The organism is Hymenobacter sp. YIM 151858-1 (assembly GCF_025979705.1).
GTDB lineage: Bacteria > Bacteroidota > Bacteroidia > Cytophagales > Hymenobacteraceae > Solirubrum.
This window is the reverse complement of the sequence record NZ_CP110136.1, coordinates 1,135,576-1,161,813: the sequence shown is the minus strand read 5'-3', so window position 1 is coordinate 1,161,813 and position 26,238 is coordinate 1,135,576. Positions and strand designations below refer to the sequence as shown.

The window sequence follows — 26,238 nt, the reverse complement described above, 5'->3', positions numbered from 1 at the left end:
CTGCTCCCAGTAACTCTCGACCTCCACTACGCCCTGCTACCCAACCTCATCCGGCACCTAATGCAGTTTCGCAGCCCGCTTACCTTCTCTCAATAGCCCATGGTTTGAAGCCTAGGCTTTGGAACGCGAAACGAAGGGTACACTGGCCCGAGAACCGCTATAAAGAATGCGGCCCGCCGGGTTGGCGAGCCGCATTCTTTATGGGGTTGAATGTGTTAACTCAGGCCGCGGTTTCCACGGCGCAAATCCGGCTGTCCAGAGCCCCGGCATTGTCGGAAGCAGAGCCCTGACCTTCCCAGATGCGGCGCATGGTCTGGTGCTGGAAGTCCTCGACAATCTTGGCGTAGACCAGCGTGGTCTTGATGTTGGCGTGCCCCATAATCTTCTGCAGCACCTCCACCGGCATTCCGCGCAGCAGGCTTTGCGTGGCAAACGTGTGCCGGGCCGTGTGCATGGTCACCAGCTCGTGCAGCGCCGCCGCCTGCTTGCGCACTTGCCCGCCCGAGATATCCACCAGCTCCACTGCCCGCTGCAACCCGCACAACTGTCCGATGTGCTTCAGGTAGCGGTTCATTACCTGGTTCTGGTACACCGGCAGCAACCGCGCCCCGTTGCCCGTTCGCTCTGGCCCGGCGTACTTATCCAGCAGCGCCGCCGCGGCTGCCGTCAGGTACACGCTCACTTTCGTGCGCGTCTTGGTCTGGGTGAGGCGCAACACCCGACCCGAACCGTCGGGCAGGGCCTCCACGTTGCCGCCGTGCAGCTGCAGCACGTCCGAGTAGCGCAGGCCGGTGTAGCAGCAAAACAAGAACACGTCCCGCACCGGCGCCAGGGTGGTCGGCAGCACCGCCGTTCGCAGCCGCTCCAGCTCCTCCGCCGATAGGTAGACCTTATCCGTATCCTGCCAGCCCACGCGCAGCTTGGCCGGCTCCACGCTCAGCACTTGCCCCCGCTCGTCGCGCAGATAGCCAAAAAGGCGACGTAGGTCCTTTCCCACGGTGTACAGCGAATTGGTGCTTAACTCACGCTCCTCGCGCAGGTAAGCCAGTACATCGTCGTGCGTAGCCAGGTCGTAGCCCGCCACCGTCAGCCGGCGTCCCGACCACGCCTCAAAGTCCCGCAGCCAATTGCCCGTCACCAGGTAGTGCCGCAGCGTGTTCCACATCATCCCCCGGCGCCGCATCACCTCCCGAAATGCCGACAGCTCCTCGACAAGCAGCAGCGGTGCCGGCGCCGCACTGGGCGCGGCAGGGTGCAGCGCCGCCTTCAGGCCGGCTACCGTGGGCACTTCGCCCGACGCCCGTACCCCGCGCCACCATTTCAGCACATCGGCTGCCATTCGCTGCAGCATGTCATTGGCCTCCTCCGCCAGCGGGTAGGAGCGGCGAAACTGTTGCCGGTCTTCGTTCCAGTCCGACGGCTTGCACTTCTCGCCGGTGGAACAAGCCAACCGGGCACCGTCGAAATAAACCATCAGGTATACCGGACACTCTCCGGCCTTGTTTTGCTTCTGCTTCCGCAGCACAAATTGGGTTACCATACAGGTAGCGTGTAGGGTAGCGTCAGCGACGCTCCAAAGTGAAAGTTTCACGCCCAGAAGTGCCGAACCCCCTGAACGCAAAAAGCCCGGAAACCGGCTTTCGCAGCGCGAGAAGCCAATTTCCGGGCACTCCGGTATGGTAAGAGTGAGCCCCCTGCCGGGATCGAACCAGCGACCTACTGATTACAAGTCAGTTGCTCTACCAGCTGAGCTAAGGAGGCGTCAAATGTGGCGCAAACCTAATAGCTTAATGCGAAAGGACCAAACGGAAGATGCAAATTTCCTTTCACCAACCCTTTGCAGCAGCTTCCCGATTGCCGGTTTTTGGGGTCAAACGCAGGTCCGACCTAACGTCCTATTCAAATACAATGAACTACTTACCAGGGAGATTTACGCCTTTTCAGACGCATGTTGAGTAGTTGATGATTGAGAAGAATCTTGCACAAGCTGGGTAAGATTTAAGGGCATTAAGCCGTGGACCACCGCACGAATAGCACCTTGTAGGCTGATGGCCCTGCACCGCATACCGCCATAAACTGCCGCGGCCTAGAAGCTTATAGCAATGCTGGAGGTAATATTGGCGTACAACTGGCGGAGGCTATTGTTTCCGTCCTCAAACAGCGGGGCGGCGCTCCGCAGCACTCGTCCTTCCAGGCGGCACAGCACCATAGCACTCGGAGCGTAATCGCAGTTCACCGATGCACCTGCTAAGCGCACCGATTGCTCAGCCGCCCTAGGTGCCACAGAGCGGATAACCACGCCGCGCGCCGCGCGGTAAAACTCTCCCCGCACGGTAGCACTCCATTTGCTGCTCAAGCGATACCGCAGGAAGGCTGCGCCTGTGTACCATACATCGTATGGTGCGCTACGGCTTAGCTCTCTTTGCTGCCACCCTACATCAAACACCACTGCCAGCGCCAATCGGGGTGTTGCCGCATAACTTACGTAGGCATTATGAAAAATGCGCCGGCGCCGGGTAGAATCCTGCGGTTGTTCGTTGCCGAAAAACGTACTGGAGTTGATGGCTAGCTGCCTGTTTGGCTTCCAGAGTACCTGCGTACCTAGGGCTTTTGCCCGGTTGTTATCCCGCAGATTCTGCCAACCGTTGAGCACCAAAGCCGTGAAGCTGATACGGGTGTTGGGTTCGTAGCAAAGGCGCGCGCCAGCTTCGTAGTAGGGCGAATTCTCGGCCATGAGCGAGCGAGTAAGCGTCCAATTGTCTTTACTGATGGCCGATTCAAACCCAATGTGCGACTGGAAAATCCCTAGGTCGAGCCAGGTTTTCGGCACAGGGCGAAAACCAGCATAGGCTTCGTACACGTGCCGCAAGGACTGGGGTTCGGAGGCGTAATTCGCCTCTACGTATGTCCCAGCGTGTAGCGCCACTGATCCTCGCACCTGCTCATCGGTGTACCTAACCCCAAGAATGGCGTTGTTTAAAGCAAGTTCGTTGCTGCGGCTGTGCGAGTACAAAAAGTACGGCCGTTGGCGGTTCTTGCTTACTGCATCAATACCCCAATACGCATCTGCAAAGCCAAACAAAGCAATTGAACTGCTTTGCGTGGCCGTCGAGTCCATCGTGCCGATGCTGAATTGGTCTTGACCCATCCCTTTGCCTGATAGCACCAATCCCAACAGCAGTAACGTGTTCTTTCTCATGCGCAGTCCCAGTGCCTTACAAAATGATGTTGGGCATCTGGGCTGAATGTACTGCAACATAGGCTAAAAAGGTGTTGTGAATAGGTGCACTGCTGGCTTCATGGCTTATCAGTATTCTGTCACCACGCATAGCACAACTACAATGCGTAAGCACTGCTAAACAAAATAGCCCGCACCAGCATAAGCGGCCCATTTGCGTAGATCGGACACTTTCCGCTTGTGTTAATTCCTTTCCGCAACGATGGCCTGGACGACTGTCGCCACTAGCACCTGAGCTAGCATTGAACCTTGCCCGGACCATTTGTCGCATAAGGCTTGTACCGTAAGAATCACTACCCCGCCATAGGTACTAGCGACTGTTAACCAACCCAGCTTGGTAGGTTAGTAACCCAGTCAGCCAAAACTCATATGGCTTTTAGGGATGGTGTAGGTGGAAACAGAAACGATCCAGCCAGTTGTGAATGGGGTTCACAGGCTCCGTTCCGCATTACGGCTTAGCGCTGTCAACCACTTACCGACTCACAGTAGCAAGCTAGTTCCCTTGCTACCGCTGCCATGTAAACGCCACTTGTACCTGCTCCAAATCGTCAATGCCTTACTGTACGTGTGCCTCACGTGTTACCAGTCCTGCCAAAGGTGTCACCTAACTGTATGTCGGTGTCTTACTCCTGACGTCGCTGGCAACGAGACGGCAAGCGCCCGCACCTCTATAGCAGATTGATGAAGGCTGAACGCGTGCGCGAAGGGCGATGCCAGCCATGCTCTTACTGGACAACCAAAACGTGAAGCAAACCGAGAATTCGACGTGCATGTTGGGGTGAACGGGGGAGCAAGCGGCAGATATTGATTGGCACGCGGCGCACCAGCAAGCTGGGCCGGACACGGCTGCTCGAACGCCATTACTGTGGCCCGCACATGCGTGCGGTGGTCATCCACTTTGCCTGCCACGGCCGCTTTCTTTAGGGGGTACTGGCGCCCAACCTGCTTCACGAACAGGCCAGCTGCCCCTCCTCAGGGTCTGTATTTGTATCCGTAGCCAAACGCAGGGTGGGCAAATTTGTGTTTTGCTTGGTTCAACTGCTGACCGCTGTCAAGATACCTAATAATCCTAAACCTAATGATGCCAAAGCAGGACCACACCCTGTAAGGAATGCTTCGGGCCATATAGGGAACAGAGAAATATAGTTACAGTGATGAAGCAATTAGTGGGCACCGCACGAGTTGAGTACCATGAAGTAGTTAAGAGCCTGACATAGAGGATGGGACGGTAGTTTTTTGATCAGATAGTTCAATTACAGGACCTACATATGGTCAGACTACGCGCACCCTGACAGCCCGCGCAAGCGCTCCGCCTCGGGGTGCAATACACATTCCCCGCAACGCGGACTGCCCCCCGCGGCGGTTCCTGGGGGAGGAACCCGCGGGGGGCAGCGCGAACAGACAAGGGTTGGCGGCGACCGACTCTCCCGCCGGCGAAGGCAGTACCATGGGCGCTCCGGGGCTTAACGACTCTGTTCGGAATGGGAAGAGGTGAACACCCGGGCTAAAGCCACCATTGTCGTGAGCGGACATCCCGGCCCCCCGGTGGGGGCGGCGGGAGCCGTGAACTTGTGACGCACGGCCAGCAAACGCAGAAGGGGAAAACACGAGGCACTGGTTCGGAAGCGTTCGGTTCATTAGTACCGCTCGGCTGGCCGTTTCCGGCTTAAGACCTGCGGCCTATCGACGTGGTGATCTGCCACGGACCTTATACAACGGAATGCTCATCTTCAGGTGAGTTTCGCACTTAGATGCTTTCAGCGCTTATCTCGACCCAGCGTAGCTACCCAGCGCTGCACCTGGCGGCACAACTGGTACACCAGCGGCTGGTCCAACCCGGTCCTCTCGTACTAAGGTCAGGTCCTGTCAACATTCCAACGCCCGCCACAGATAGGGACCGAACTGTCTCACGACGTTCTGAACCCAGCTCGCGTGCCACTTTAATCGGCGAACAGCCGAACCCTTGGGACCTTCTCCAGCCCCAGGACGTGACGAGCCGACATCGAGGTGCCAAACCTCCCCGTCGATATGAGCTCTTGGGGGAGATCAGCCTGTTATCCCCGGCGTACCTTTTATCCTTTGAGCGATGGCCCTTCCATGCGGAACCACCGGATCACTATATCCGTCTTTCGACCCTGCTCGGCGTGTCGGCCTCACAGTCAAGCCCGCTTCTGCTATTGCGCTCTGCATCCGGTTACCAAGCGGATTGAGCGGACCTTTGAAAGCCTCCGATACACTTTTGGAGGCGACCACCCCAGTCAAACTACCCACCAGACACTGTTTCCCCTTCCTGGAGATTAGGCCCCAAGCAACGCAAGGGTGGTATTTCAACGTCGGCTCCCCGAGGGCTGGCGCCCCCGGCTCAACGCCTCCCACCTATGCTACACATGCGGTGCCCAGGGTCAATGTCAAGCTGTAGTAAAGGTGCACGGGGTCTTTCCGTCCCGTGGCGGGTACTCGGCATCTTCACCGAGACTACAATTTCACCGAGCTCACGGCTGAGACAGCGCCCAGATCGTTACACCATTCGTGCAGGTCGGAACTTACCCGACAAGGAATTTCGCTACCTTAGGACCGTTATAGTTACGGCCGCCGTTTACCGGGGCTTCGATTCAGACCGTCGCTTGCGCTAAGTCCCCCTCTTAACCTTCCGGCACCGGGCAGGTGTCAGGCCTTATACTTCCTCTTGCGAGTTCGCAAAGCCATGTGTTTTTGTTAAACAGTCGCCTGGGCCTTTTCACTGCGGCTTCTCCTATTGCTAGGAGGAAGCGTCCCTTCTCCCGAAGTTACAGGACCATTTTGCCGAGTTCCTTGGCCGTGATTCACTCGAGCGCCTCAGGATGCTCTCCTTGACTACCTGTGTCGGTTTGCGGTACGGGTTGTCCAGCGGTAAACGCTTAGCGGGTTTTCTTGGGAGTCTGATTAGGGCAACTATGGCCGCGCCCCGAGGGGCTTGGCCTACTATCACGTTTCGGCAAAACCGGCGTACTTCACTACCGGTCCTATACCTACGCGCTTCAACGGGCACTTCCGTCCGCCCGCGTGCCTTTCACTTCTCCGTCACCGCATCACTCCACTGAACAAGTGCTGGAATATCAACCAGCTGGCCATCGGTCATCGCCTGTCGGCTTAGCCTTAGGTCCCGACTAACCCTGCTCCGATTAGCGTTGAGCAGGAAACCTTAGTCTATCGGCGTGGGGGTTTCGCACCCCCATTATCGTTACTCATGCCTACATTTGCTTTTCCAGCCGCTCCACCACGCCTCCCGGTCGTGGCTTCGCCGCTGCTGGAATGCTCCCCTACCACTCATCCATAGGATGAATCCATCGCTTCGGTACCGGACTTGATGCCCGCGTATTATCGATGCCCTGTCGCTCGACCAGTGAGCTGTTACGCACTCTTTAAATGAATGGCTGCTTCCAAGCCAACATCCTGGCTGTCAAGGCAACTGGACCTCCTTTGTTCAACTTAGCCCGGATTTAGGGACCTTAGCGGATGGTCTGGGTTCTTTCCCTCTCGGCCTGGGACCTTAGCACCCCAGGCCTCACTGCCGTGTATATCACCGTGGCATTCGGAGTTCGTCTGGATTCGGTAGGCTGTGACACCCCCTAGTCCAATCGGTAGCTCTACCTCCAGGTGACTCGACCACGACGCTGTACCTCAATACATTTCGGGGAGTACGAGCTATTTCTCAGTTTGATTGGCCTTTCACCCCTACCCACAGGTCATCCAAATCCTTTTCAACGGAAACTGGTTCGGGCCTCCAGTTGGTGTTACCCAACCTTCACCCTGCCCATGGGTAGATCACAAAGTTTCGCGTCTGCCCCCCCTGACTCTGCGCCCTGTTCAGACTCGCTTTCGCTGCGGCTCCGCGTCTCCAGACGCTTAACCTCGCCAGGGAGGAGCAACTCGTAGGCTCATTATGCAAAAGGCACGCCGTCACTGCACCTAGCAGCTCCGACCGCTTGTAAGCGCACGGTTTCAGGTTCTTTTCACTCCCCTATCCGGGGTTCTTTTCACCTTTCCCTCACGGTACTGGTTCACTATCGGTCTCTCGGGAGTATGTAGCCTTGCCGGATGGTGCCGGCGGATTCAGACGGGGCGTCTCCAACCCCGCCTTACTCAGGATCCCGCTAGGGCCTTTTACAATGTCGTCTACCGGACTCTCACCGTCTCTGGTACAGTTTCCCACCTGTTTCGACTACCGTAAAAAGGTCCCACGCCGCGGTCCTACAACCCCGGGCTGGCCGTAACCAACCCGGTTTGGGCTCGTCCCCGTTCGCTCGCCACTACTGGGGGAATCATTGTTATTTTCTGTTCCTGCGGGTACTTAGATGTTTCAGTTCCCCGCGTTCGCCTCCGTCCTTGCGGATTCGGATACTTGGTCTTCAACCAAGTGGGTTGCCCCATTCGGAAATCTCGGGATCAACCGGTATGTGCCCGTCCCCCAAGCTTATCGCAGCTTATCACGTCCTTCGTCGCCTCCGAGAGCCTAGGCATCCCCCGTGCGCCCTTCGTTACTTCCGTAAGTAACGGTCGTTCCCGAGTAAGCAGGGAACTGTCGTTTGCTCGTGTGATGCCCACCCGATTGCTCGGGCAGGCTTATCTTCTATGTTTGCTAGCCGTTACGTCAAAGAACGTGTACCGGGCCTGTTGCCCGGTGCAGCTGAAAGATGAAAAGACAAAAGGCGTAGCAAGCCAAGGCCAGCTCACGGATCGGATTGCTCCAGAAAGGAGGTGATCCAGCCGCACCTTCCGGTACGGCTACCTTGTTACGACTTAGCCCCAGTTACCTGTTCTACCCTAACCGGCTTCTGTGACGAGCACCGGCTTCAGGTCTACCAGACTTCCATGGCTTGACGGGCGGTGTGTACAAGGCCCGGGAACGTATTCACCGCGTCGTTGCTGATACGCGATTACTAGTGATTCCAGCTTCACGCAGTCGAGTTGCAGACTGCGATCCGAACTGAGAACGGCTTTTCGAGATTGGCTCCGCATCGCTGCGTGGCAACCCGCTGTACCGCCCATTGTAGCACGTGTGTAGCCCTAGGCGTAAGGGCCATGATGACCTGACGTCGTCCCCGCCTTCCTCGCTGCTTGCGCAGGCAGTCTGTCTAGAGTCCCCGCCTTGACGCGCTGGCAACTAAACATAGGGGTTGCGCTCGTTGCGGGACTTAACCCAACACCTCACGGCACGAGCTGACGACGGCCATGCAGCACCTTGCTTTGTGTCCCGAAGGAAAGGCCCATCTCTGGGCCGGTCACGCGCATTCTAGCCTAGGTAAGGTTCCTCGCGTATCATCGAATTAAACCACATGCTCCACCACTTGTGCGGGCCCCCGTCAATTCCTTTGAGTTTCACCGTTGCCGGCGTACTCCCCAGGTGGGATACTTAACGCTTTCGCTAAGCCGCGGACCGTCATATTGCCCACAGCGAGTATCCATCGTTTACGGCGTGGACTACCAGGGTATCTAATCCTGTTTGCTCCCCACGCTTTCGTGCCTCAGCGTCAGTACCAGCCTAGTCAGCTGCCTACGCAATCGGGGTTCTGGATGGTATCTATGCATTTCACCGCTACACCATCCATTCCGCCAACCTCGTCTGGACTCAAGCCCGGCAGTATCCATGGCAGTTCCCTCGTTGAGCGAGGGGCTTTCACCACGGACTTACCGGGCCGCCTACGCACCCTTTAAACCCAATAAATCCGGACAACGCTCGCACCCTCCGTATTACCGCGGCTGCTGGCACGGAGTTAGCCGGTGCTTATTCAACCGGTACCGTCGATTCCCCTCGCAAGGGTTTTTTCTTCCCGGTCAAAAGCCGTTTACAACCCAGAAGGCCTTCATCCGGCACGCGGCATGGCTGGGTCAGCGTTTCCGCCATTGCCCAATATTCCCTACTGCTGCCTCCCGTAGGAGTCTGGCCCGTATCTCAGTGCCAGTGTGGGGGATCGGCCTCTCAGCTCCCCTAGCCATCGTCGCCTTGGTGGGCCCTTACCCCGCCAACTAGCTAATGGCACGCAGGCTCATCTACTTCCGAAATTCTTTAACCCCTGCGCGATGCCGCGCCGTGGTCTTATGCGGTATTAATCCACCTTTCGGCGGGCTATCCCCCAGAAGTAGGCAGATTGCCTACGCGTTACGCACCCGTGCGCCACTCGGGGCATCGCTGCCCCGCGTTCGACTTGCATGTATTAGGCCTGCCGCTAGCGTTCATCCTGAGCCAGGATCAAACTCTCCATTGTAAAAAATCAGTCGCTCCGGCCGAAGCCGAAGCCGTGTCGAGTGCTGATCCGACCCGTGCATGCGAGCGTCCTGCGACGCTTGCTGCGCGCCCTGCCCCAAAGCAGGGCGGTCTTACCTTTTGTCTTTCCAGTCTTTCAAAGAACGCGCGCCAAAAACCTCTCGTTTTTCGCGGTGCGGCTGAGCGTCTCAGCCGGGGCTTTTCTCGTTTGCCGAGCGGCGTTTCCGTTCGGGGTGGCAAAGGTACGAGGCCTTTTTCGTTTCGCAAGCAATTCGAAGATTTTTTTTCGAACCTTCCGTTTCGCCTGCCGTAGCGGCCGCCTCCGGGTGAAGCGGGCTGCAAAGGTAAGCCACTTTTTCGCGGCCGCAAGCCCTTGGCCCAACTTTTTTTTTTAACGAAGCGCGCCGGCCCAAAACCGGTCGTTTCCCGCCGTTAGCGCCCCCTTCCGGCTGAAGAGGAGGACAAAAGTAGCAGGCCGGGTGCGTTTGCGCAAGTGTTATTCTGCACTTTTCCCGCTAAACTGTACTTTGGCGTGTGTCAACCTAACCGCAAAAGGACACCGAAAGGCATAACTCATAAGTGGTTATAACAATTCAAGGCGGTGCTAAAAAATTTGAGATAAGGCGACAAGCCACAACTGATTACCAAGCACTATCGATACAGCTTATCAATAGCTTTTACCAGACAGACGAATGCCTCTAATCGGTTCAAAGAATCGGATGATTTTTACTGAACAATGCGAACAATGCTTTAACTAGTTGTAAGTCAATAACAAACAGCGAAGGGCCCGATTACACATGGTAACCGGACCCTTCGCTGTTTGGCTTTCCGCTTAACTACGAACCACTCGCAGCTGACGCTTTAGGCGCTCGATGCGGATTTTAGTTTCGTCTATTCTGCCTTGGTATTCCTCGCGCAGTTGCCCTGCGTTTTTAGATCGGGCAAAGAAGTCGAGGTTCGTTTGTAGGGTTGATACGTCGTTTTCAAGCTCATTGATTTCACGACGCAAGCTCTGCTCCTTTCTATATAAGAGTTGCTGAGCATCGGGGTTAGACTTCATACGCTGTATCTGCAACTGGAATAGCAGGTCTTCGCGCTCGACATAGGTAAGCCCTGGAATGGTGTCGATGTATTTACCCATCAACTCCAAGAACTTCTCCTCAGCCTGGGCAGCACCTCCTCTCCTATTACCCGACTGCCCGTCGCCTTGGCTCCATTCCTCAACCAAAGCCTGCAGGCCTTCGGGGGAACCAGGATTGTCGACTGAAAGGGTAGCTACGTGGGAGGCAATGCGGTCTAGCCGAGTGGCCTGCTCTTGCGAAAGCTGCTGAGCATGTTGTTCACGCTGCCGGGTTTCCTGGTGCTTGCGCTCAAAGAAAGCGTCGCAGGCTGTGCGGAAACGATGCCAGATTTTATCGGACTGCTTTTCCGGAACGCGACCAATGCCCTTCCATTCCTTCTGGACCCGGATAACCGTTTCACGGGCTTCTTCCCAGTTGGGATTTTCGAGCGCGGCCTCGGCTTGCTCGCATAAGGCAAGCTTCGCCTTCAGATTGCGCGCTTTCTCCTCGTCAAGCGCTTTGAAGAATTGATTTTTGTGTTGGAAGAACCCTTTGTAAGCAGCCCAAAACTGCTTGTTCATGGTTTCGGCCTGGCTGCGAGGCACCAAACCGGCGGCATCCCACTGCTCCTTCAGCGCCTGAAGCTCATCCGTTTTAGCGCGCCATTCGTTAACGCGCTCGGTGCGGAATTCACCGAAGGGCACGATTTGAGCCAGTAATTCCTGCTTACGCTGCAGGTTGGCATTCTCCTGAGCCGAGCGCGCATCGAGGAAAGTACGCTTGCGCTCGTGTACCTTCTCCGAAGCTTGCAGGAAACGCTGCCACAGTGGTTCGCGCATCTCATTGGGTACCGGCCCAACGGTTTTCCACTCTTCGTGGAGCTGGCGCAGCTCCGTCAGGGCTTTGTTGATGCTGGATTGCTGAGACAAAGCGTCGGCGCGCTGGATTAGTGCTTCCTTGGCTTCGAGGTTTCGCCGGCGGTCCAGCTCCTTCATCTCGAAGAAGAGGCCGCGGTTGTTATAATATATGTCGAGCAGGGCGTGGTAGCTATTCCATAGCTCCTGCGCCTGCTGCTGCGGCACCGGGCCGATGGCTTTCCACTCTGCTTGCAGCGCCTTAATGCGTGCCGAACTGTCTTTTGTTTCGGCCGATTCGACGAGTTGACGCAGCTGACCTAGGAGCTCTTGCTTGCGAGCAAGGTTTTGAATGCGTTGCTCATCTTCTTGCTTTGCATCGCGGACCCGGGCTTCGCGGTACTCCTGAAAACCTCGGCTTACCTCGGCATAGCCATCGGGGCCAGCGTAGCTGAAGGCTTCGGGGTCGTTACCGCCTTCGGCAAACCGTTGGCGGGCACCATTACGGTCTGCATTGATAGCTTGCTCGTACTGGCGGTGCAGGTCGAGGATCTGGCGGCGATTTTGCCGGGCATCGGGCCGTTGAAGCAGGCCTAACAGGTAGTTCCCCTGAGCTGCCAGATCGAGCTTGCTAAAATCCGGAGCCGGCGTTTCGGGCACATAATCCTCCTCGTGTTCATCGGCCGCCAGCGCTTTTGCCGCTTCGGCTGCTGATTCGTTGTTGGAAGTAGGCAACGACCCAATGGGCGCTGATGCGGATTCGATAGCGGAAGCCTGGGCCAAGTGTTGCTCCGGTTCGCGCACGGCCACAGGAGCTTGCTCGTCGGGGGCTGCGGCCCCAATTGGGGCAGCTTGCTCGGCCGAAGGAGCGAACGAAGTACCGGCCTCGGCGGCGGCCGCAACCGCGCCAGGACCTAGGTTTCCGTAGTGAGCCTCTGCACGCTGTTCGGAGGAAGTTGGCGCAGGATGAGCTGCTCCGCCGGGCTCGGGGTTGGCAGCAGAATCGGGTTGCTCCGAAGCCGAGGCTGCGGGGGGCGGAATATCGGCGGCGGATGGCACAGCCATATTTACCTCGGCAGGTTGGGGCGTGAGGTCCTGCTCAGGTGATGATGCGGCCTGTGGGCCCTCGGTTGAAGCATCGGCATTGGGCTCGTCGGGGTTCTGACGTGCCTGCGCAATTTCGGCCAGCCGACGTTCCAGAATGCTCATTGGCGTTTCGGAATCCTGATCGGGGCGGTTGGGGGCGGTATTTTCGTTCTCGGGTAGCATGGTTCTCTCAACAAAACAGCCCGGCTGACCGCAGAGCGAGCAGGCCGGGCAGGCGGCGGTCAAATTAATTCAGGCGCGGATCGACGGGGTAGTTGGACAGGACGCGGTAACGCCCCCCCTTTTCGCGCAAGATAGCCTGCCAGAAGGCATCAGTAGTCAAAGTAAATACTTTCCCGGCAGCATTTGGATGTACTATCCAAGTATTTTCCTGCACTTCGCCGGCAAGCTGCCCGGCTGTCCAGCCCGAATAACCAACGTAAAGCCGTAAGTCATTTTCAGTTAGCTCGCCCGAAGCAATGAGGCCGAGCAGCACTTCAAAATCACCGCCCCAGTATACATCCTGGTCGATGGGCTCGGCATTGGGGATATCGGAACGGCGGTGCAGGTAGTGCAGCGTATCGGGCTGCACGGGGCCGCCCACGTGCAACACCAGCTTGGCGGCCGGGTGCGCGTCGCCTTCGGGCAGGCTCATGGCGTCGCCCAGGGATACGGTGGTAGGCCGGTTGAGCATCAGCCCAAACGAGCCTTCCTCGTCGCTGTGGCGGCAGAGCAATACCACCGACCGCTCGAAGTTGGGGTCGCCCAGAAAGGGCTGCGAAATCAGCAAGCTGCCGTTGGTGAGGCTGGTCATGGATGGGGCATTAAAAACGTGAAACAGTGCGGCCAGCAAGACCTAGGTTCGTTGCAGGTAAGGGCTGAGAAGCCGGCAAGTAAGCCAAGTGCTTTTAGGGCTTACGTTGGCGAGGCTAATGCAGGTTCCAAAAAACGCCTAGGTGCTTAACGGTGGCTTGCCCTTCCAACATAAGCAATTCTTGAGCGCTGCTTACTGTTGTGAGGGTGCCCGGACCTAGGTTGGGAGCAAAATGAGGCTACTTTTGCGGGGCTCAATTTTGCCAGTGTATGCAAGATCAACACCTCGCCGACTTACGGAAAACGTACGCACAGCACGACCTCAGCGAAGCAGCCGCCGACCCGGATGCTATTCGGCAGTTCCGACGCTGGCTCGATGAAGCCCTGCAAGCGCAGGTTGATGAGCCGACTGCCATGACGGTAAGCACCGTTGGCCCCGATGGCCAGCCCTCGGCGCGCGTAGTGCTGCTGAAAGGATTGCCCGAAGACGCCGGCTTTTTGTTTTATACCAACTACGAAAGCCGCAAAGGACAAGAGCTGGCCGCTACGCCCAAAGCAGCCATGACGTTTTTCTGGCCGGGGCTGGAGCGCCAGGTAAGAATAGAAGGCGTGGTGGAGAAAGCACCGGACGCGCTGTCGACGGAATATTTTCAGAGCCGACCTAGGGGCAGCCAGATTGGTGCGTGGGCCTCGCCGCAAAGCCAGCCCATTGGCAGCCGCGAAGAGCTGGAACAACGCGAGCGGGACATTACGCAACGCTTCGCCGAGCAAGACCCGCTGCCACGCCCGCCGCACTGGGGCGGCTACATCCTGCGCCCGCAGCGGGTAGAGTTTTGGCAAGGACGCCCCTCGCGCCTCCACGACCGGCTGCTGTACGAACGCACCATGGCCGGCTGGCAACGCACCCGCTTGGCTCCTTAAATGGTGACAAGTAACAGGTGAAACGTAACAGGTGGAGTTTTCTGACCTGATACGAGCCACCTGTCACCCCATCACCCTAAACCTGTCACGTGTTACCTGTTACTTGTCACCTAAAAAGTTGGCCGAAATACAACCCATCCGCGCGTGGCGCTACAACCCCGAGCTAAGCCAGCGTATCGATGATTACGTGTCGCCTTTGTTCGACGTGGTGTCGCAAAAGCAACGCGAAGTGCTGTACCACAACCCGCTGAACAGCATTCACCTGTCGGTACCTAGGCAAGGCGACGACCCCGCCGGAGAAGCCCTGCGCCGGCTGATTGAGTGGCAGCAAACGGGCGTACTGCATCAGGATGCTTTGCCTGGCATCTACGCTTACTACCAGTACTTCCGGCTGCCGGGCAGCACGCGCGAGTACTGCCGCAAAGGCTTTATGTGCCACATTCGCGCCTACGACTGGGCCGAAAACGTAGTGCTTCGCCACGAAAACACCCTGCCGGCAGCCGTAAACGACCGGGCCGAGCTGCTGGCGCGTACGCAGTTTCAGACCAGCGCCACGCACGGGCTTTACCGCGACGATGCGCACGAGCTGGAGCGCTACCTCGACGAGGCCATCCTCGACCCGCTTTGCCAGACCGAGGAGGATTACCAGGGCGCGCGCGATGTGCTGGCCGTGATTCAGGATGCCCAAATTATCCGGCGCTTTCAGGAGTTACTGCGCGAGAAGCAGGTTATTCTGGCCGATGGACATCACCGTTACGAGGGCTCGTTGGCTTACCGCCAGGCCCGGATAGCCGCCGATCCAACCCACAACGGGCATGAGCCGTGGCATTACCACCTGATGTACCTCACCAACGCCGCCTCCGACGACTTGCGCATTCTGCCCACGCACCGCTTGCTGCTCGAGCTACCCCATGGCCTGACCGATAAAGAATTCCTGGAGCGCCTGGGGTTGTATTTTGTAGTAACTCCGCAGGAAGATGCCTACGTGCTGCCCGAGATCATAGCTGGCAAGCAGTGGGCCTTCGGGTTGTACCTAGGTGGGCAGCCCTACAAACTGCGCCTGCGGCCCGATGCGCATGCGTTGCTGGATTGGGATACCACGCCCGAGGTAAAAGCCCTCGACCTGACCGTGATGCACTACTTCGTGCTCGAGCGCGCCCTGGGTATTGCGGGGCCCGACGCCCAGCGGCAGTGGCCGGGCGTGGCCTACGTGCGCAACTTTCCGGAATGCCTTAAGCGCGTGGATTCCGGCGAAGCCCGCGCGGCCATCATCACCAACGAAGTGACGATGGACGAAGTGGAGCGCGTGTGCCACACCGGCGCCGTAATGCCGCCCAAATCAACCTTCTTCTACCCCAAAACGCTCGGCGGGCTGCTCTTCACGAGCATCCGCGACGACGAACCCGTGCCCTATGCCCCGTTTACTCCTAGCCTCTAACTCGCCCCGGCGCAAACAGCTGCTCACCGACCTAGGGCTTGCTTACGAAGTGCGTCTGAAGGAAGTAGACGAAACGTACCCGCCGCACCTGCAGCGCGCCGAAATAGCCGAGTACCTGGCGGCACACAAAGCCAGTGCTTACGCCGAAGATTTGCAGCCCAACGATGTACTGCTCACGGCCGATACCATCGTGTGCCTGGATGAGCAAGTGCTCAACAAGCCCGCCGACGAGCAAGAAGCCGTGCAAATGCTCACGCTGCTGCAGGGCCGCTTCCACGATGTGTACACAGGCGTATGCTTGCTCACGGGCGAGGGCCAGCAAATTGTGTTTTCGGACCAGACGCGGGTGTACTTCCGCGAGCTTACGGAGGTAGAAATCCGTCACTACGTGCGCAACTACCGCCCCCTCGACAAAGCCGGCGCCTACGGCGCACAGGATTGGATTGGCTTGGTAGCAGTAACAAGGCTGGAGGGTTCATACTTCAACGTGATGGGCCTGCCCGTGCACCGCGTGTACGAGGAGCTGGAAAAGCTGGGCTTTGGTGTGGAGCAGTAGTTAATCTAACTGCATCTAGGGTCCCTGCTTAAACAAAAAGGGCCGGATTCGCATCCGGCCCTTTTTCTTTCCCAACGTTTAACGCTCAACCTGGCTAATACGGCTTGGCTTCATGTGCCTGAGCTTCGGCCTCGGCTACAGCTTGCTTCTGCTTAACCTCGTTGTACTGGTTGCCGCCTTTGTTCTGCTTGTTCTTCGCGGCCGTTTTCAGGCCGTCGGCGAGGCGGTTGCCCCAGTCCGGGTCGCAGTTGGTGCACAGCTCAATCATCTTGTCCTGAATGACCTTGTTGGCATCGGCCAGGGCGCCCACCATGTTGCTGATGAGGTCGTCGCGCTCCCAGTCTTCGTGCAGGCGGTACCGCTCGCCGGCCTGCTTGAAGTTGTTTTGCCGGTCGATGGTTTGGCGCATTACCCGGCCGGTGTACTGCGGCATGTGGTCGGGGGCGCTGCGGGGTGCTTCCTTCAGGCCGTTCAGCGAGCTGGGCTCGTAGTTGATGTGGTTGTTCTGGCCCGGCGCGGCGTCCACGTGATAGGCCATCTGGCCGTCGCGCTGGTTGGTGGCCACGTGCTTTTTGGGCGCGTTGATGGGCAGCTGCAGGTAGTTGGTGCCCACGCGGTAGCGCTGCGTATCGGAGTACGAGAACGTACGGCCCTGCAGCATCTTGTCGTCGGAGAAATCGAGGCCATCCACCAGCACCCCGGTACCGAACGCCGACTGCTCTACCTCGGCGAAGTAGTTTTCGGGGTTGCGGTTCAGGGTCATCTTGCCCACGGGCAGCCACGGAAACTGATCCTGCGGCCAGAGCTTGGTGTCGTCGAGCGGGTCGAAGTCTAGTTCGGGGTGCTCATCGTCCGACATAATCTGCACCAGCAGCTCCCACTGCGGATAGTCGCCGCGCTCAATGGCCTCGTACAGGTCCTGCGTGGCGTGGTTGAAGTTCTTGGCCTGAATGGCTTCGGCTTCGGCGGCGGTCAGGTTTTTAATGCCCTGCAACGGCTCCCAGTGGTATTTCACCAGCACGGCTTCGCCCTGGGCGTTTACCCACTTGTAGGTGTTCACGCCCGAGCCCTGCATTTGGCGGTAGTTGGCCGGAATGCCCCAGGGCGAGAACAGGAAGGAAACCATGTGCATGGCCTCCGGAGTGTTGCAGATAAAGTCGAAAATCCGCTCGCCGCTTTGGCGGTTGGTTATGGGGTCGGGCTTCTGCGAGTGAATCAGGTCCGGGAACTTCATTGCATCCCGGATGAAGAATACCTTGAGGTTGTTGCCCACCAGGTCCCAGTTGCCGTCTTCGGTGTAAAACTTCACCGCAAAGCCGCGCGGGTCGCGCAGGGTTTCGGGCGAGTGGCCGCCGTGGCCTACGGTGCTGAAGCGTACGAACACCGGCGTTTGCTTGCCGGGCGTATTGAAGAGCTTGGCGCGGGTGTACTTCTCAATCGGCTCGTCGCCTACTTTGCCGTAGGCCTCAAATACGCCGTGGGCCCCGGCCCCGCGGGCGTGCACCACGCGCTCGGGTATCCGCTCCCGGTCGAAGTGGCTGATCTTCTCGATGAAAGCGTAGTTCTCCAGCGTGGCCGGGCCCCGGTTACCTAGGGTGCGGATGTTCTGGTTGTTGCTGAGCGGGTGGCCCTGCCGCGTGGTAAGGGTTTGGGCGTCTTCGCCGGCTGCGGTTCGCTGATCCTGCGAGGTGCCCGTGCCGGTAACTGCAGTACCCGTGCCGTTGACGGGGTTGTGGCCGTTACCCGCGTGCTGCCCATTATGGCCGTTGTGGCCCGGGTCCTGAGGATTTTGGGAATTAGGGGTCATAGGCGAACTGGTTGTAGGTTGTGTATGGTATACCAACAAGGTGTGCCTACGGTTTCTCTTCCGGAGAATAATTCTCCGGAAGAAACAGGAGCCCTTACCTGCTTTGCTGGTATTGCCGGCTATGCTACTGAAGCCGCACAACAATCACAAGCCCAACCATATACACGCTACACCCGCGCTTTGCTGGCCACGGCCGCCACGCAAAGTCCCATCAGGGCTATAAGCGTGAAGGAGATGCGTAGGCTGGTGGCGCCCGCAATCAGCCCGATTACGGGCGGGCCCACCAAAAAGCCCAGAAAGCCAATTGTAGACACCGCAGCCAGGGCCATCCCGGCCGGCACCACGGTGCTTTTGCCCGCTGCGCTGAACACCAGCGGCACCACCGACGACGTGCCAAAACCCACCAGCATAAAGCCCAGCAAAGCCGTAGGCAGCGCCGGCAGCAGCACGGCCGTCAGCAGCCCCGCGGCCGTGAGCAAGCCGCTCAGCTGAATGACGCGCTTGGCGCCTAGCTTGCTGGTAAGCCAATCAGCCCCGAAACGACCCATGGCCATGGTGCTCATGAAGGCCGTGTAGCCCGCGCCAACCCAGCCTTTATCGGCCTGCACTACTTTTTTGAAGTACACGCCGCTCCAATCAAACATGGCTCCTTCGCAGATAAGGGCACAAAAAGCAATGGCGCCCAGGCCCAGCAACGTACGATCGGGCAGCACGAACAAGGGCTGATCGGCGGCTTCGTCGTCGGGGGAGTGCGGCAACAAGGAGCCGTAGGTGAGCACCACGCCCGCCAGAATAAGGGCCAGCACGAGCAGGAAGTGGTACTCGGGCATAACGCCGGCGGCTATCATGCCGGTACCAATGGCCGCGCCGGTAAAGCCTGCCAGGCTCCACATGCCATGAAAGGAGGCCATAATCGGGCGTTCGTAGAGCGCCTCCACTCCCACCGCCTGGGTGTTGATGGAGATATTCATCAGGTTGCTGGCGAAACCAAACACCACCAGGCCCGCAATCAGCTGCCAGGGCACCTGCGCCCAACCTAGGCTCACCAGGGTGATGCTGTAGAGCACAGCACCGGCAATAGCCGTGCGCCGGCTGCCATACTTATGAATCAGCCACCCCGACAGCGGCAACGACGGCAGCTGCCCCACCGGCAACGACAACAACACCAGCCCGAGCGTAGCATCGGAAAACCCCATGCGTTGCTGTATGGAAGGTATGCGCGAGGCCCAGCTGGCAAAAATCAGCCCTTGCAGAAAAAACCAAGCCGCAACGGCAAGCCGATGCGTGCGCGGGGTTGCTTGCCCCGCTATTGCTATTGTACTCATGAACGATCCGGACGAAAATGACGCGCACCTGAACGGCACCCTCGGGCGGGCTACCTCAGCACACAGGATTCAGCGGCAGCCCAAAAGTACGGCAACCCCCGAAAAGCGTTTGGTAATGAGTGAGTTGCAAACGTTTGCGGGCCAAATTATTTTTCAGTCGTGATGCATAACACTGGTAACGCATAAGCAATCATTAGCTTAAGCAGCAAGCAGCTGCCTGCCAGCGCAAGCCGCCGGCTTGGCGTGGGCGGTTTCCCTAGGTACTGGTTGGCGCCATGGCGTGAGGGGCCACTGTAGGCTGGGCAGCAGCACTTAGCCGCCGGTGCAATGGGTGCGGGCGCGGCCCTAGGTGTTTTATCCGTGCCCCCGGGCCAAGAGGGCAATGCCACCCACAATCAGCAGCAGGCCCAAAACTTGCGGCAGAGTTAAGGTTTCGCGCGCTATCAGCACGCCCATAAGGGCCGTGAGCAGCACCGAGCCGCCCACGATTACCGGCGTACCCACCGACGAAGACACCCCCCGCCCAAACACCACAAACGTCAGGATTTCGGCCAGGCCTACGCCCAGGCCGGCCAGGGCGGCCAGGCCGAGGCCTTTGGGCGTGGCCATCAGGGGTTGGCCTTCCAGCTTGAGCTTCAGCAGCCAAACGGCACCTAGGGCCGCGGCCACCAGCTGCAGCACCACGGCCCCTACCGCTGCCTGCACGTGGTCGGAGGCCAGCTTGATGAAGAAATTATAAACGGCCAGCGAAAGGGCCGTGAGCAGCGCGAGTACAAGCCAGTGCATAGGGCGTTATTGAAGCCGATGGAGCAGATCCTGCTGCACCTGCACCCACCCCTCGGCGGCTTCGCCCTGGTTGGCCCAATGGGCTTGCAAATCGGAGCGGCGCATTACGGCCTCCACGGCTTGTTGGGCCAACTCGCGCAGGTCTTCGCTTTCGCCGGGGTTCATTTTCACGATAACGGGGATGACATCGGCCGGGAAGTCGCGGGTGGGCTTGCCCAAAATAGCGGCCACGATTTCGGCGGCAGCCAGGGCCTCGCTGGCTTCAGCAGCCTCAATGCGTTCGTCGTCCTCGGCTTCGGAAACGGTGGCCAGCGCTGCCAGCAGCATGGCCTCGTTGGGGTGCTGGCGGAAGTCGCCAGCAAAATCGGCGGCCGTGTCGTTATCGAAGTTGCGGTGTCCCCAGGTGGCCATGTGATGTATTTAAGTTTGCTACAAAATGTTTCTCTTTGCTTTGTTACCTATAACCAATAATTCCGCTTAAATGGACGCCTTTTTAATGCTAGGTGGGATAGCAGTTACTTTCGGACTTGCAGTTCAAACCATATATGATTCGATCAACACTCAAACCTTCCAGGTTGATGGTATTCCGGCTCAGGCTACACTAGTAAAATGGCGTTTGCAGAAGCGAGAAGCGTCTCCATATAAGATTAGGTTTGAGTTGATGCCCTTGCTACGGTTTACAACCGAGTACGGCGAAGTGATTGAAGGGTATACAGAAACTCAGATGAGTCCGCTATTCGATCGACCTGGCAAACGGGTTAATGTGATGTACTCGCCATCTAATCCTTTCGATTTCAACATCTACGATCCGCACCCTATTCTCACTGCAATCAAGAGAGTAGGTGTGTTTTGCCTAGTGTTCGGAGTTATGGTTTTCGCCGAACGCGTTGGAATACTGCAACAAGCTTTGAGTTCGGTATGGCGTCTGTTTCGTTGAAAAGGCAACAATCTTGCTCACTACTCTTAAGCAAAGAGTTGAGGATTGTTACTTTGGGCAGCAACAATCCTCAAAGACCTCTTACTTGAACTTCTCCTTCAGAATCTCCAGCTCAATGGCCGGGGCAATTTTCTCGTAGAGGACGTGGTACGCGGCGGCCGTGATGGGCATGTTCACGCGCAAGTCCTTGTTCACTTCGTAGATGCTCTTCACGGCGTAGTAGCCTTCGGCCACCATGTTCATCTCCATCTGCGCCGATTTCACGGAGTAGCCGCGGCCCACCATGTTGCCGAAGGTGCGGTTGCGCGAAAACTGCGAGTAGGCCGTCACGAGCAAGTCGCCTAGGTAAGCCGAGGCCGACAGGTCGCGGGGTTGCGGGTTGAGGGCGTACAGGAAGCGGCGGATTTCCTGCACCGCGTTCGAAACGAGCACGGCCTGAAAGTTGTCGCCGTAGCCGAGGCCGTGGGCAATGCCGCAGGTCAGGGCAATGATGTTCTTCATCACGGCGCAGTACTCAATGCCGTCGAGGTCGGCGGCGGCGTGGGCCTTTACGTAGCGGTTGCGCAGCAGCTGGCAGAAGTCCTCGGCCAGGGCCAGATCGGGCGAGCCGATGGTAAGGTAGCTCTGCTTTTCGAGGGCTACTTCCTCGGCGTGGCAAGGGCCGGCCACCACGCCCAGCTTCTCGCGCACTACCTTAAACCGCTCGCACACGTAGTCCGTCACCAGCTCGTTGCGGCCCGGTATCATGCCCTTGATGGCCGATATAACCCGCTTGTTTTTCAGGGCGTCGCGGTCGAGCTTATCAAGCGCTTCTTTAACAAACGCAGCCGGCACGGCCAGCACTACCCAATCGGCTTCTTTCACCACTTCCTCAATGTCGCTCGACGGGAACACGCGCGTCAGATCAAAAGCTACCGACGAGAGGTAGCGCGGGTTGTGGCGCGTGGTGCGCAGGTGCTGCACGTCTTCTTTCTGGCGCACCCACCAGCTTACGCGGGCGCCGTTTTCGGAGAGAATTTTGGTGAGTGCAGTGGCCCAGGAGCCGCCGCCAATCATGGCTATTTTTTCCACGGGAAAAGCAAGGGAGGAATGCGGGGAAAATGAACCCCTCACGGCGTGTGAGCGGGCGTAGGTACAAGCACCCAAGGCAAAGTAAGCACCAACGGCACAAACCCGGCAATGGCAACGAACGGCCGATTTTAGCCAAAAAAAGCGAGAGGCCGGGCCGATTTGCTCGGTCCCGGCCTCTGCCGTGGGCTTAAACCACCTAGGTTTTACTCTTCGTTGTCGCCGCCTTCTTCTTTCAACGCGGCACGGTTCAGCGACTTGGCATCTTTAACTTCTACCAGGGCGCCGTCTTTCAGCGTTTTCGAAACAGCCCGGAAAGGGCCGCTTACTACTTCGTCGCCAGGCTTCACCCCCGACAGAATTTCGATGTTATCAAAGTCGCTGATGCCGGTTTTAACCGGCGTGAGCACCGCTTTGCCGCCGCGCACCACAAACACCACCTCTTCGATGTCGCCTTTGGGCTTGGCTTCTTCGCCGCTGCTCTTGCCGCCGCGGCCCCGCCCTACTTTGATACCGCCTTCCTTGTTCTTGTCCGCATTCTTCACCAGGGCGCTATCCGAGCGGGTGGTTACTGCCGCCAGGGGCACCGACAGCGCGTTGTTCTTGCGGTTGGTGATGATGTCGACCGAGGCCGTCATGCCCGGGCGGAACGGCACCACCGTGCGGCCGCCCACATTGCGCACCAGCTGGCGGTACGACTCGGGCAGCAGGCGCACGCGCACCTCAAACTCGGTTACGGCTTCGGCCGTGAGAGCATCTTTGGCGGTGTTGGCAATGCTGGTTACAATGCCCCGGAATTTGATGTTGCGCGAGGCGTAGGCATCTACCTCCACCACGGCCGAGTCGCCGAGGTCCACGTTGCTCACGTCGTTTTCGTTTACGTTCACGCGCACCTCCATCGAGTTGAGGTTGGCAATGCGCATGATTTCGGTACCGGCCATTTGCGAGGTGCCTACCACCCGCTCGCCGCGCTCGGCGTTGAGCTTGGAAATGGTGCCGCTCACGGGCGCGTAGATGGTGGTGCGCGTCAGGTTCTGGCGGGCTTCGGCCAGCGAGGCTTGTGCCGAGCGCACGGTGCTTTGCGCGGCCCGGATGCTTTGGCGCGCGGCGTTGATTTCTTCCTGCGTCGATTCGTAGGCGGCTTTCGATTGCTCGTACTCGGCCTGCGAAATCACCTTTTGCTTAAACAGCGAGGCATTGCGGCGGAAGTTCAGCTCGGTTTGGCGGGCGTTGGCCTGCAGCTGCTGCAGCCGGGCCTGCGCCTGGGCCACGTTGGCCTGCTGCGTGCCCACCACCGCCGACTGCTGGTTTACCATGGCCTGGTAGTTATCGGGGCGGATGCGCAGCAGCAGCTGGCCCTTGCGCACGGAGTCGCCCTCCTGCACGTAGAGCTCGGTAATCTCGCCCGATACGTCGGCCGAAATCTTTACCTCGGTTTCGGGCTGCACCTTGCCCGAGGCGCTTACCTTCTCTACAATATTGGCCGGGGCGGCCTTGGCCGTCAGCACTTCGGTACCGGCGGGCTTACCTATCCAGCCCTTCTTCTTGGCAATCATACCCCCTCCCACAACCACTACCAAGAGGCCGAGCAGGATGAACAACAAGCGGTTGTTTTTCATGTACAAATGATCAATTAGCAATGATCAGCAGGCAATTATCTGCCAAAAAAAAGCAAGGCACAACGCCTAGGTACCTCAACCATTGGCAGGCCAAGGCACCCAGGCGTTGTACAGAACACGTTGACCTAGGCTAACCACTAAAGCGTCAGGGGCTTGCCTTGGTAGAAATCGAGCACCTTGCGGCGGAAAATGAATTCGTATTTGGCCTGAATCATGCCCGACTCGGCCGCCGTGAGGTTGTTTTTGGCGATGTTGAAATCGGTACCGTTCATCAGCCCGTTGTTGAAGCGGATTTCGGCGTTGCGGTAGGCCGTGCCCAGCGCTTCTACCTGGCGCTTGTTGGCCGCGTAGCGGCGTTGGGCCGCCAGCGCATCGGCGTAGGCTTGCTGAATGGTCTGGCGCAGCTGCAGGCGCGTTTGCGCGGCGCGCAGTTCGGCCTGCTTCACCCCGATTACGGAGCGCTGCACGTTGGTACGGGCCTGCCAGCCGTTCAGGATCGGAATGTTCAGGTTGAAGCTAAGCTGCTTGCCCAGGTTGTTGCGTACCTGCGAGCCAAAGCCCTCAGGCAAGGTCTCGAAATTGGGCTGCCGGATGCCCGCGAACAGGCCCGGCACCAGCTGGGGCTGGCCTGTGGCAGGGTTCAGCTGGTAAATAAAGCCGGTGGGGCGCAGCACCGAGTCGCGGCCGAGCACGCGGGCGTTGCGCGCCGAGGAGTAACCCGAAAAGATGCTGGCACCAAAGGTCAGGCGTGGGTAGTACGCCCCCCGCGACACCTCCTGGCTGCGTTGCGCGCTGCGCACGCGCAAATCGGCGGCTTTCACCTGCGGCTGGGTGGTTTGGGCGGCCTCGAAGGTTGATGCCACGTCGCCGTCGAGCGAGGGCTCGTCGTCGGGGTCGGGCAGGTTGGGCACTGCTATGGCAAAGTCGCTGGCACGGGCGGCCTCCAGGTTGAGGGCCTGCACGAGTTGCAACCGGGCCAGGTCGCGCTGGTTTTGGGCCGTTACCAGGTTCAGCTCGTCGGTAGCCAATTGGGCGCGGGCGTCGGCCAGGTTGCTTTCGGGCACCGAGCCGGCGCGCAGCAGCTTTTGCGTACGCTCGATTTGCTGCTTGGCCGAGTTGATGCGCAGCTCGTTGGTGCGCACCAGCTCTTCGCCCAGCAATAGCTGCAGGTAGGCCGAGGCCACCGTCAGCGAGAGGTCGTTGCGGGCCTGCTCGATATCAAGCAGTGAGGCTTCGTAATCGAGGGCGTTGCGCTTGATGGAGTTGCGCACCTGAAAGCCCGAGAACAAATTCAGCTGCCCCGAGGCCGAGAAGTTGTTGGCGCGGGTGGTCTGGTTCTGGAAGGTGAACGTGAGCGGGTCGACGTTGGTACCGTAGTTCCAGCTTTGCGAGGCCGCGGCGTTGGCCGTGGGCAACTGGCTCATGCGGCTTTGCCGGTACGTGGCTTCCGAAAGCTCGGCCTGCAGCTGGCTCTGGCGCACCTGCAGGTTGTTCTGCACGGCGTAATCAACGGCTTGCTGCAGCGTCCAGGGGCCGGCGGGGGCGGCTTGTGGCACGGCGGCCGCGGGTGGGGCAGCGGGGCGGCTTTGCGCCCAGGCGGGCGCACTCAGCCCGAGCCCGGCCAGCAGCAAGGCACCGGCTTTCAGGCGCCCATGGCTCAACCAAGGAGTAACGAACGGATTCATAAGTATGCGGCGAATGGCGGTTAGCGGATGGAAGAGGCACAAACGGCCCTGGCGGAAGCTGAAGCGGATGAAATAGCTACTCGATGGCCGGGATGTAGCGCACCTGGTGCACCCAGCGCAGGTGCCGCAGGTATTGCAGCGCCACGTCCGACAAGGCCGAGTCGATTTCGATGAACTGCCGGGCCACCTGGTTTTTGCCTTTGCGGCTCACGTTCATGGTGGCGATGTTGCAGTCGTCGTGGGCAATGACATCGGCAATAAAGGCGATGGAGCCCTTCACGTCGTCGGCGTCGACGATAAGCGTGTGCAGGCCGGCCGAAAAATCACACGGAAAGCCATCGACCTCCACAATGCGGATAACGCCGCCGCCCCGGCTTTGCCCGATCACGTCGACCTCGGCGCCGGTGCGCTCGTCGCGCAGCTGCAGCCGAATGGTGTTGGGGTGCATGGTGGAGGCGTTGCCGATGCCCTGAAACGTGTACTGCAGCCCGGCCGCTTTGGCGTGTTCGAAAGCCTCGCGGATGCGCTTGTCGTCGGTCGGGAAGTCGAGCAGGCCGGCGATGATGGCCCGGTCGGAGCCGTGGCCTTCGTAGGTGCGCGCAAACGAGTTGTAGAAGGTAATGGTAGCGTGCGTGGGCAACGAGCCCAACACCCGGATGGCCGCGCGGGCAATGCGCACCACCCCGGCCGTGTGCGAAGAACTAGGACCGATCATAACGGGCCCAATCATGTCGAAAATACTGCTTTTCTCAGCCATTGCGGGTTCCAGCGGGTCTAACACCCGCACAGCGGGCTTTTTG

16 protein-coding genes, 1 tRNA gene and 3 rRNA genes are annotated in these 26,238 nt (G+C 58.7%); 4 read left to right on the top strand and 16 right to left on the bottom strand.

All coding sequences use genetic code 11. The features are described from left to right. Positions 1–220: 220 nt before the first annotated feature. The 8 genes from OIS50_RS05160 to OIS50_RS05125 all read right to left on the bottom strand — a co-directional run bounded on the left by OIS50_RS05160 (position 221) and on the right by OIS50_RS05125 (position 13,297). Positions 221–1,540: a site-specific integrase gene (locus tag OIS50_RS05160; RefSeq protein WP_264693259.1), complete on the bottom strand. Its 1,320-nt coding sequence runs from the start codon at positions 1,538–1,540 to the stop codon at positions 221–223. Between the two features lie 148 nt (positions 1,541–1,688). Continuing rightward, positions 1,689–1,761, bottom strand: a tRNA-Thr gene (locus OIS50_RS05155). A gap of 325 nt (positions 1,762–2,086) precedes the next feature. After that, complete coding sequence (locus OIS50_RS05150; RefSeq protein ID WP_264693258.1) at positions 2,087–3,199, bottom strand: porin; 1,113 nt, start codon at positions 3,197–3,199, stop codon at positions 2,087–2,089. A gap of 1,445 nt (positions 3,200–4,644) precedes the next feature. Then, positions 4,645–4,756: ribosomal RNA gene (gene rrf / locus OIS50_RS05145) — 5S ribosomal RNA — on the bottom strand. 99 nt (positions 4,757–4,855) lie between these two features. After that, a 23S ribosomal RNA gene (locus OIS50_RS05140) occupies positions 4,856–7,765 on the bottom strand. A gap of 203 nt (positions 7,766–7,968) precedes the next feature. Beyond that, positions 7,969–9,483 (bottom strand): 16S ribosomal RNA (locus OIS50_RS05135). Together the 16S, 23S and 5S rRNA genes form the textbook arrangement of a ribosomal RNA operon. 831 nt (positions 9,484–10,314) lie before the next feature. Continuing rightward, entirely contained in the window at positions 10,315–12,666 is a 2,352-nt protein-coding gene (locus tag OIS50_RS05130) for a DUF349 domain-containing protein (protein WP_264693257.1), read from the bottom strand. Between the two features lie 64 nt (positions 12,667–12,730). After that, entirely contained in the window at positions 12,731–13,297 is a 567-nt protein-coding gene (locus OIS50_RS05125; protein WP_264693256.1) for a YqgE/AlgH family protein, read from the bottom strand. 269 nt (positions 13,298–13,566) lie between these two features. On the opposite strand from OIS50_RS05125, the gene pdxH reads away from it, so the two are divergent. From pdxH to OIS50_RS05110, 3 genes are all read left to right on the top strand, one after another. Continuing rightward, the gene (gene pdxH / locus OIS50_RS05120; protein WP_264693255.1) at positions 13,567–14,217 is read left to right on the top strand and encodes a pyridoxamine 5'-phosphate oxidase; all 651 of its coding nucleotides are present in this window, start codon (positions 13,567–13,569) and stop codon (positions 14,215–14,217) included. A gap of 118 nt (positions 14,218–14,335) precedes the next feature. Next, positions 14,336–15,655 carry a DUF1015 domain-containing protein gene (locus OIS50_RS05115; RefSeq protein WP_264693254.1) on the top strand — a complete coding sequence of 440 codons (1,320 nt, stop codon included), beginning with the start codon at positions 14,336–14,338 and terminating at the stop codon, positions 15,653–15,655. Further along, positions 15,630–16,211 carry a Maf-like protein gene (locus OIS50_RS05110; protein ID WP_264693253.1) on the top strand — a complete coding sequence of 194 codons (582 nt, stop codon included), beginning with the start codon at positions 15,630–15,632 and terminating at the stop codon, positions 16,209–16,211. The genes OIS50_RS05115 and OIS50_RS05110 overlap by 26 nt, the downstream gene beginning before the upstream one ends. A 94-nt stretch (positions 16,212–16,305) precedes the next feature. Here the strand turns inward: OIS50_RS05110 and OIS50_RS05105 are convergent, their stop codons facing one another. The 4 genes from OIS50_RS05105 to OIS50_RS05090 all read right to left on the bottom strand — a co-directional run bounded on the left by OIS50_RS05105 (position 16,306) and on the right by OIS50_RS05090 (position 20,540). Continuing rightward, positions 16,306–18,018, bottom strand: coding sequence for a catalase (locus OIS50_RS05105; protein WP_264693252.1), 1,713 nt, complete (start codon positions 18,016–18,018; stop codon positions 16,306–16,308). A gap of 167 nt (positions 18,019–18,185) precedes the next feature. After that, positions 18,186–19,343 (bottom strand): MFS transporter, encoded by a 1,158-nt coding sequence (locus tag OIS50_RS05100; RefSeq protein WP_264693251.1) that lies wholly within the window; start codon positions 19,341–19,343, stop codon positions 18,186–18,188. A 354-nt stretch (positions 19,344–19,697) separates the two neighbouring features. Next, positions 19,698–20,129, bottom strand: a complete 432-nt coding sequence (locus OIS50_RS05095) for an EamA family transporter (protein WP_264693250.1) — start codon at positions 20,127–20,129, stop codon at positions 19,698–19,700. Positions 20,130–20,135: 6 nt separating this feature from the next. Next, entirely contained in the window at positions 20,136–20,540 is a 405-nt protein-coding gene (locus OIS50_RS05090; RefSeq protein ID WP_264693249.1) for a DUF4259 domain-containing protein, read from the bottom strand. Between the two features lie 70 nt (positions 20,541–20,610). Between OIS50_RS05090 and OIS50_RS05085 the strand changes: the two genes are divergently transcribed. Further along, positions 20,611–21,066, top strand: a complete 456-nt coding sequence (locus OIS50_RS05085) for a DUF3592 domain-containing protein (protein ID WP_264693248.1) — start codon at positions 20,611–20,613, stop codon at positions 21,064–21,066. A gap of 81 nt (positions 21,067–21,147) precedes the next feature. Here the strand turns inward: OIS50_RS05085 and OIS50_RS05080 are convergent, their stop codons facing one another. From OIS50_RS05080 to sdaAB, 4 genes are all read right to left on the bottom strand, one after another. Continuing rightward, entirely contained in the window at positions 21,148–22,137 is a 990-nt protein-coding gene (locus OIS50_RS05080) for an NAD(P)H-dependent glycerol-3-phosphate dehydrogenase (protein ID WP_264693247.1), read from the bottom strand. A gap of 203 nt (positions 22,138–22,340) precedes the next feature. Next, the gene (locus OIS50_RS05075) at positions 22,341–23,753 is read right to left on the bottom strand and encodes an efflux RND transporter periplasmic adaptor subunit (protein WP_264693246.1); all 1,413 of its coding nucleotides are present in this window, start codon (positions 23,751–23,753) and stop codon (positions 22,341–22,343) included. Positions 23,754–23,890: 137 nt separating this feature from the next. Further along, on the bottom strand, positions 23,891–25,438 hold the full coding sequence (locus OIS50_RS05070; RefSeq protein WP_264693245.1) for a TolC family protein: 1,548 nt from the start codon (positions 25,436–25,438) through the stop codon (positions 23,891–23,893). Between the two features lie 76 nt (positions 25,439–25,514). Next, on the bottom strand, positions 25,515–26,195 hold the full coding sequence (sdaAB, locus tag OIS50_RS05065) for an L-serine ammonia-lyase, iron-sulfur-dependent subunit beta (RefSeq protein ID WP_264693244.1): 681 nt from the start codon (positions 26,193–26,195) through the stop codon (positions 25,515–25,517). Positions 26,196–26,238: the final 43 nt, after the last annotated feature.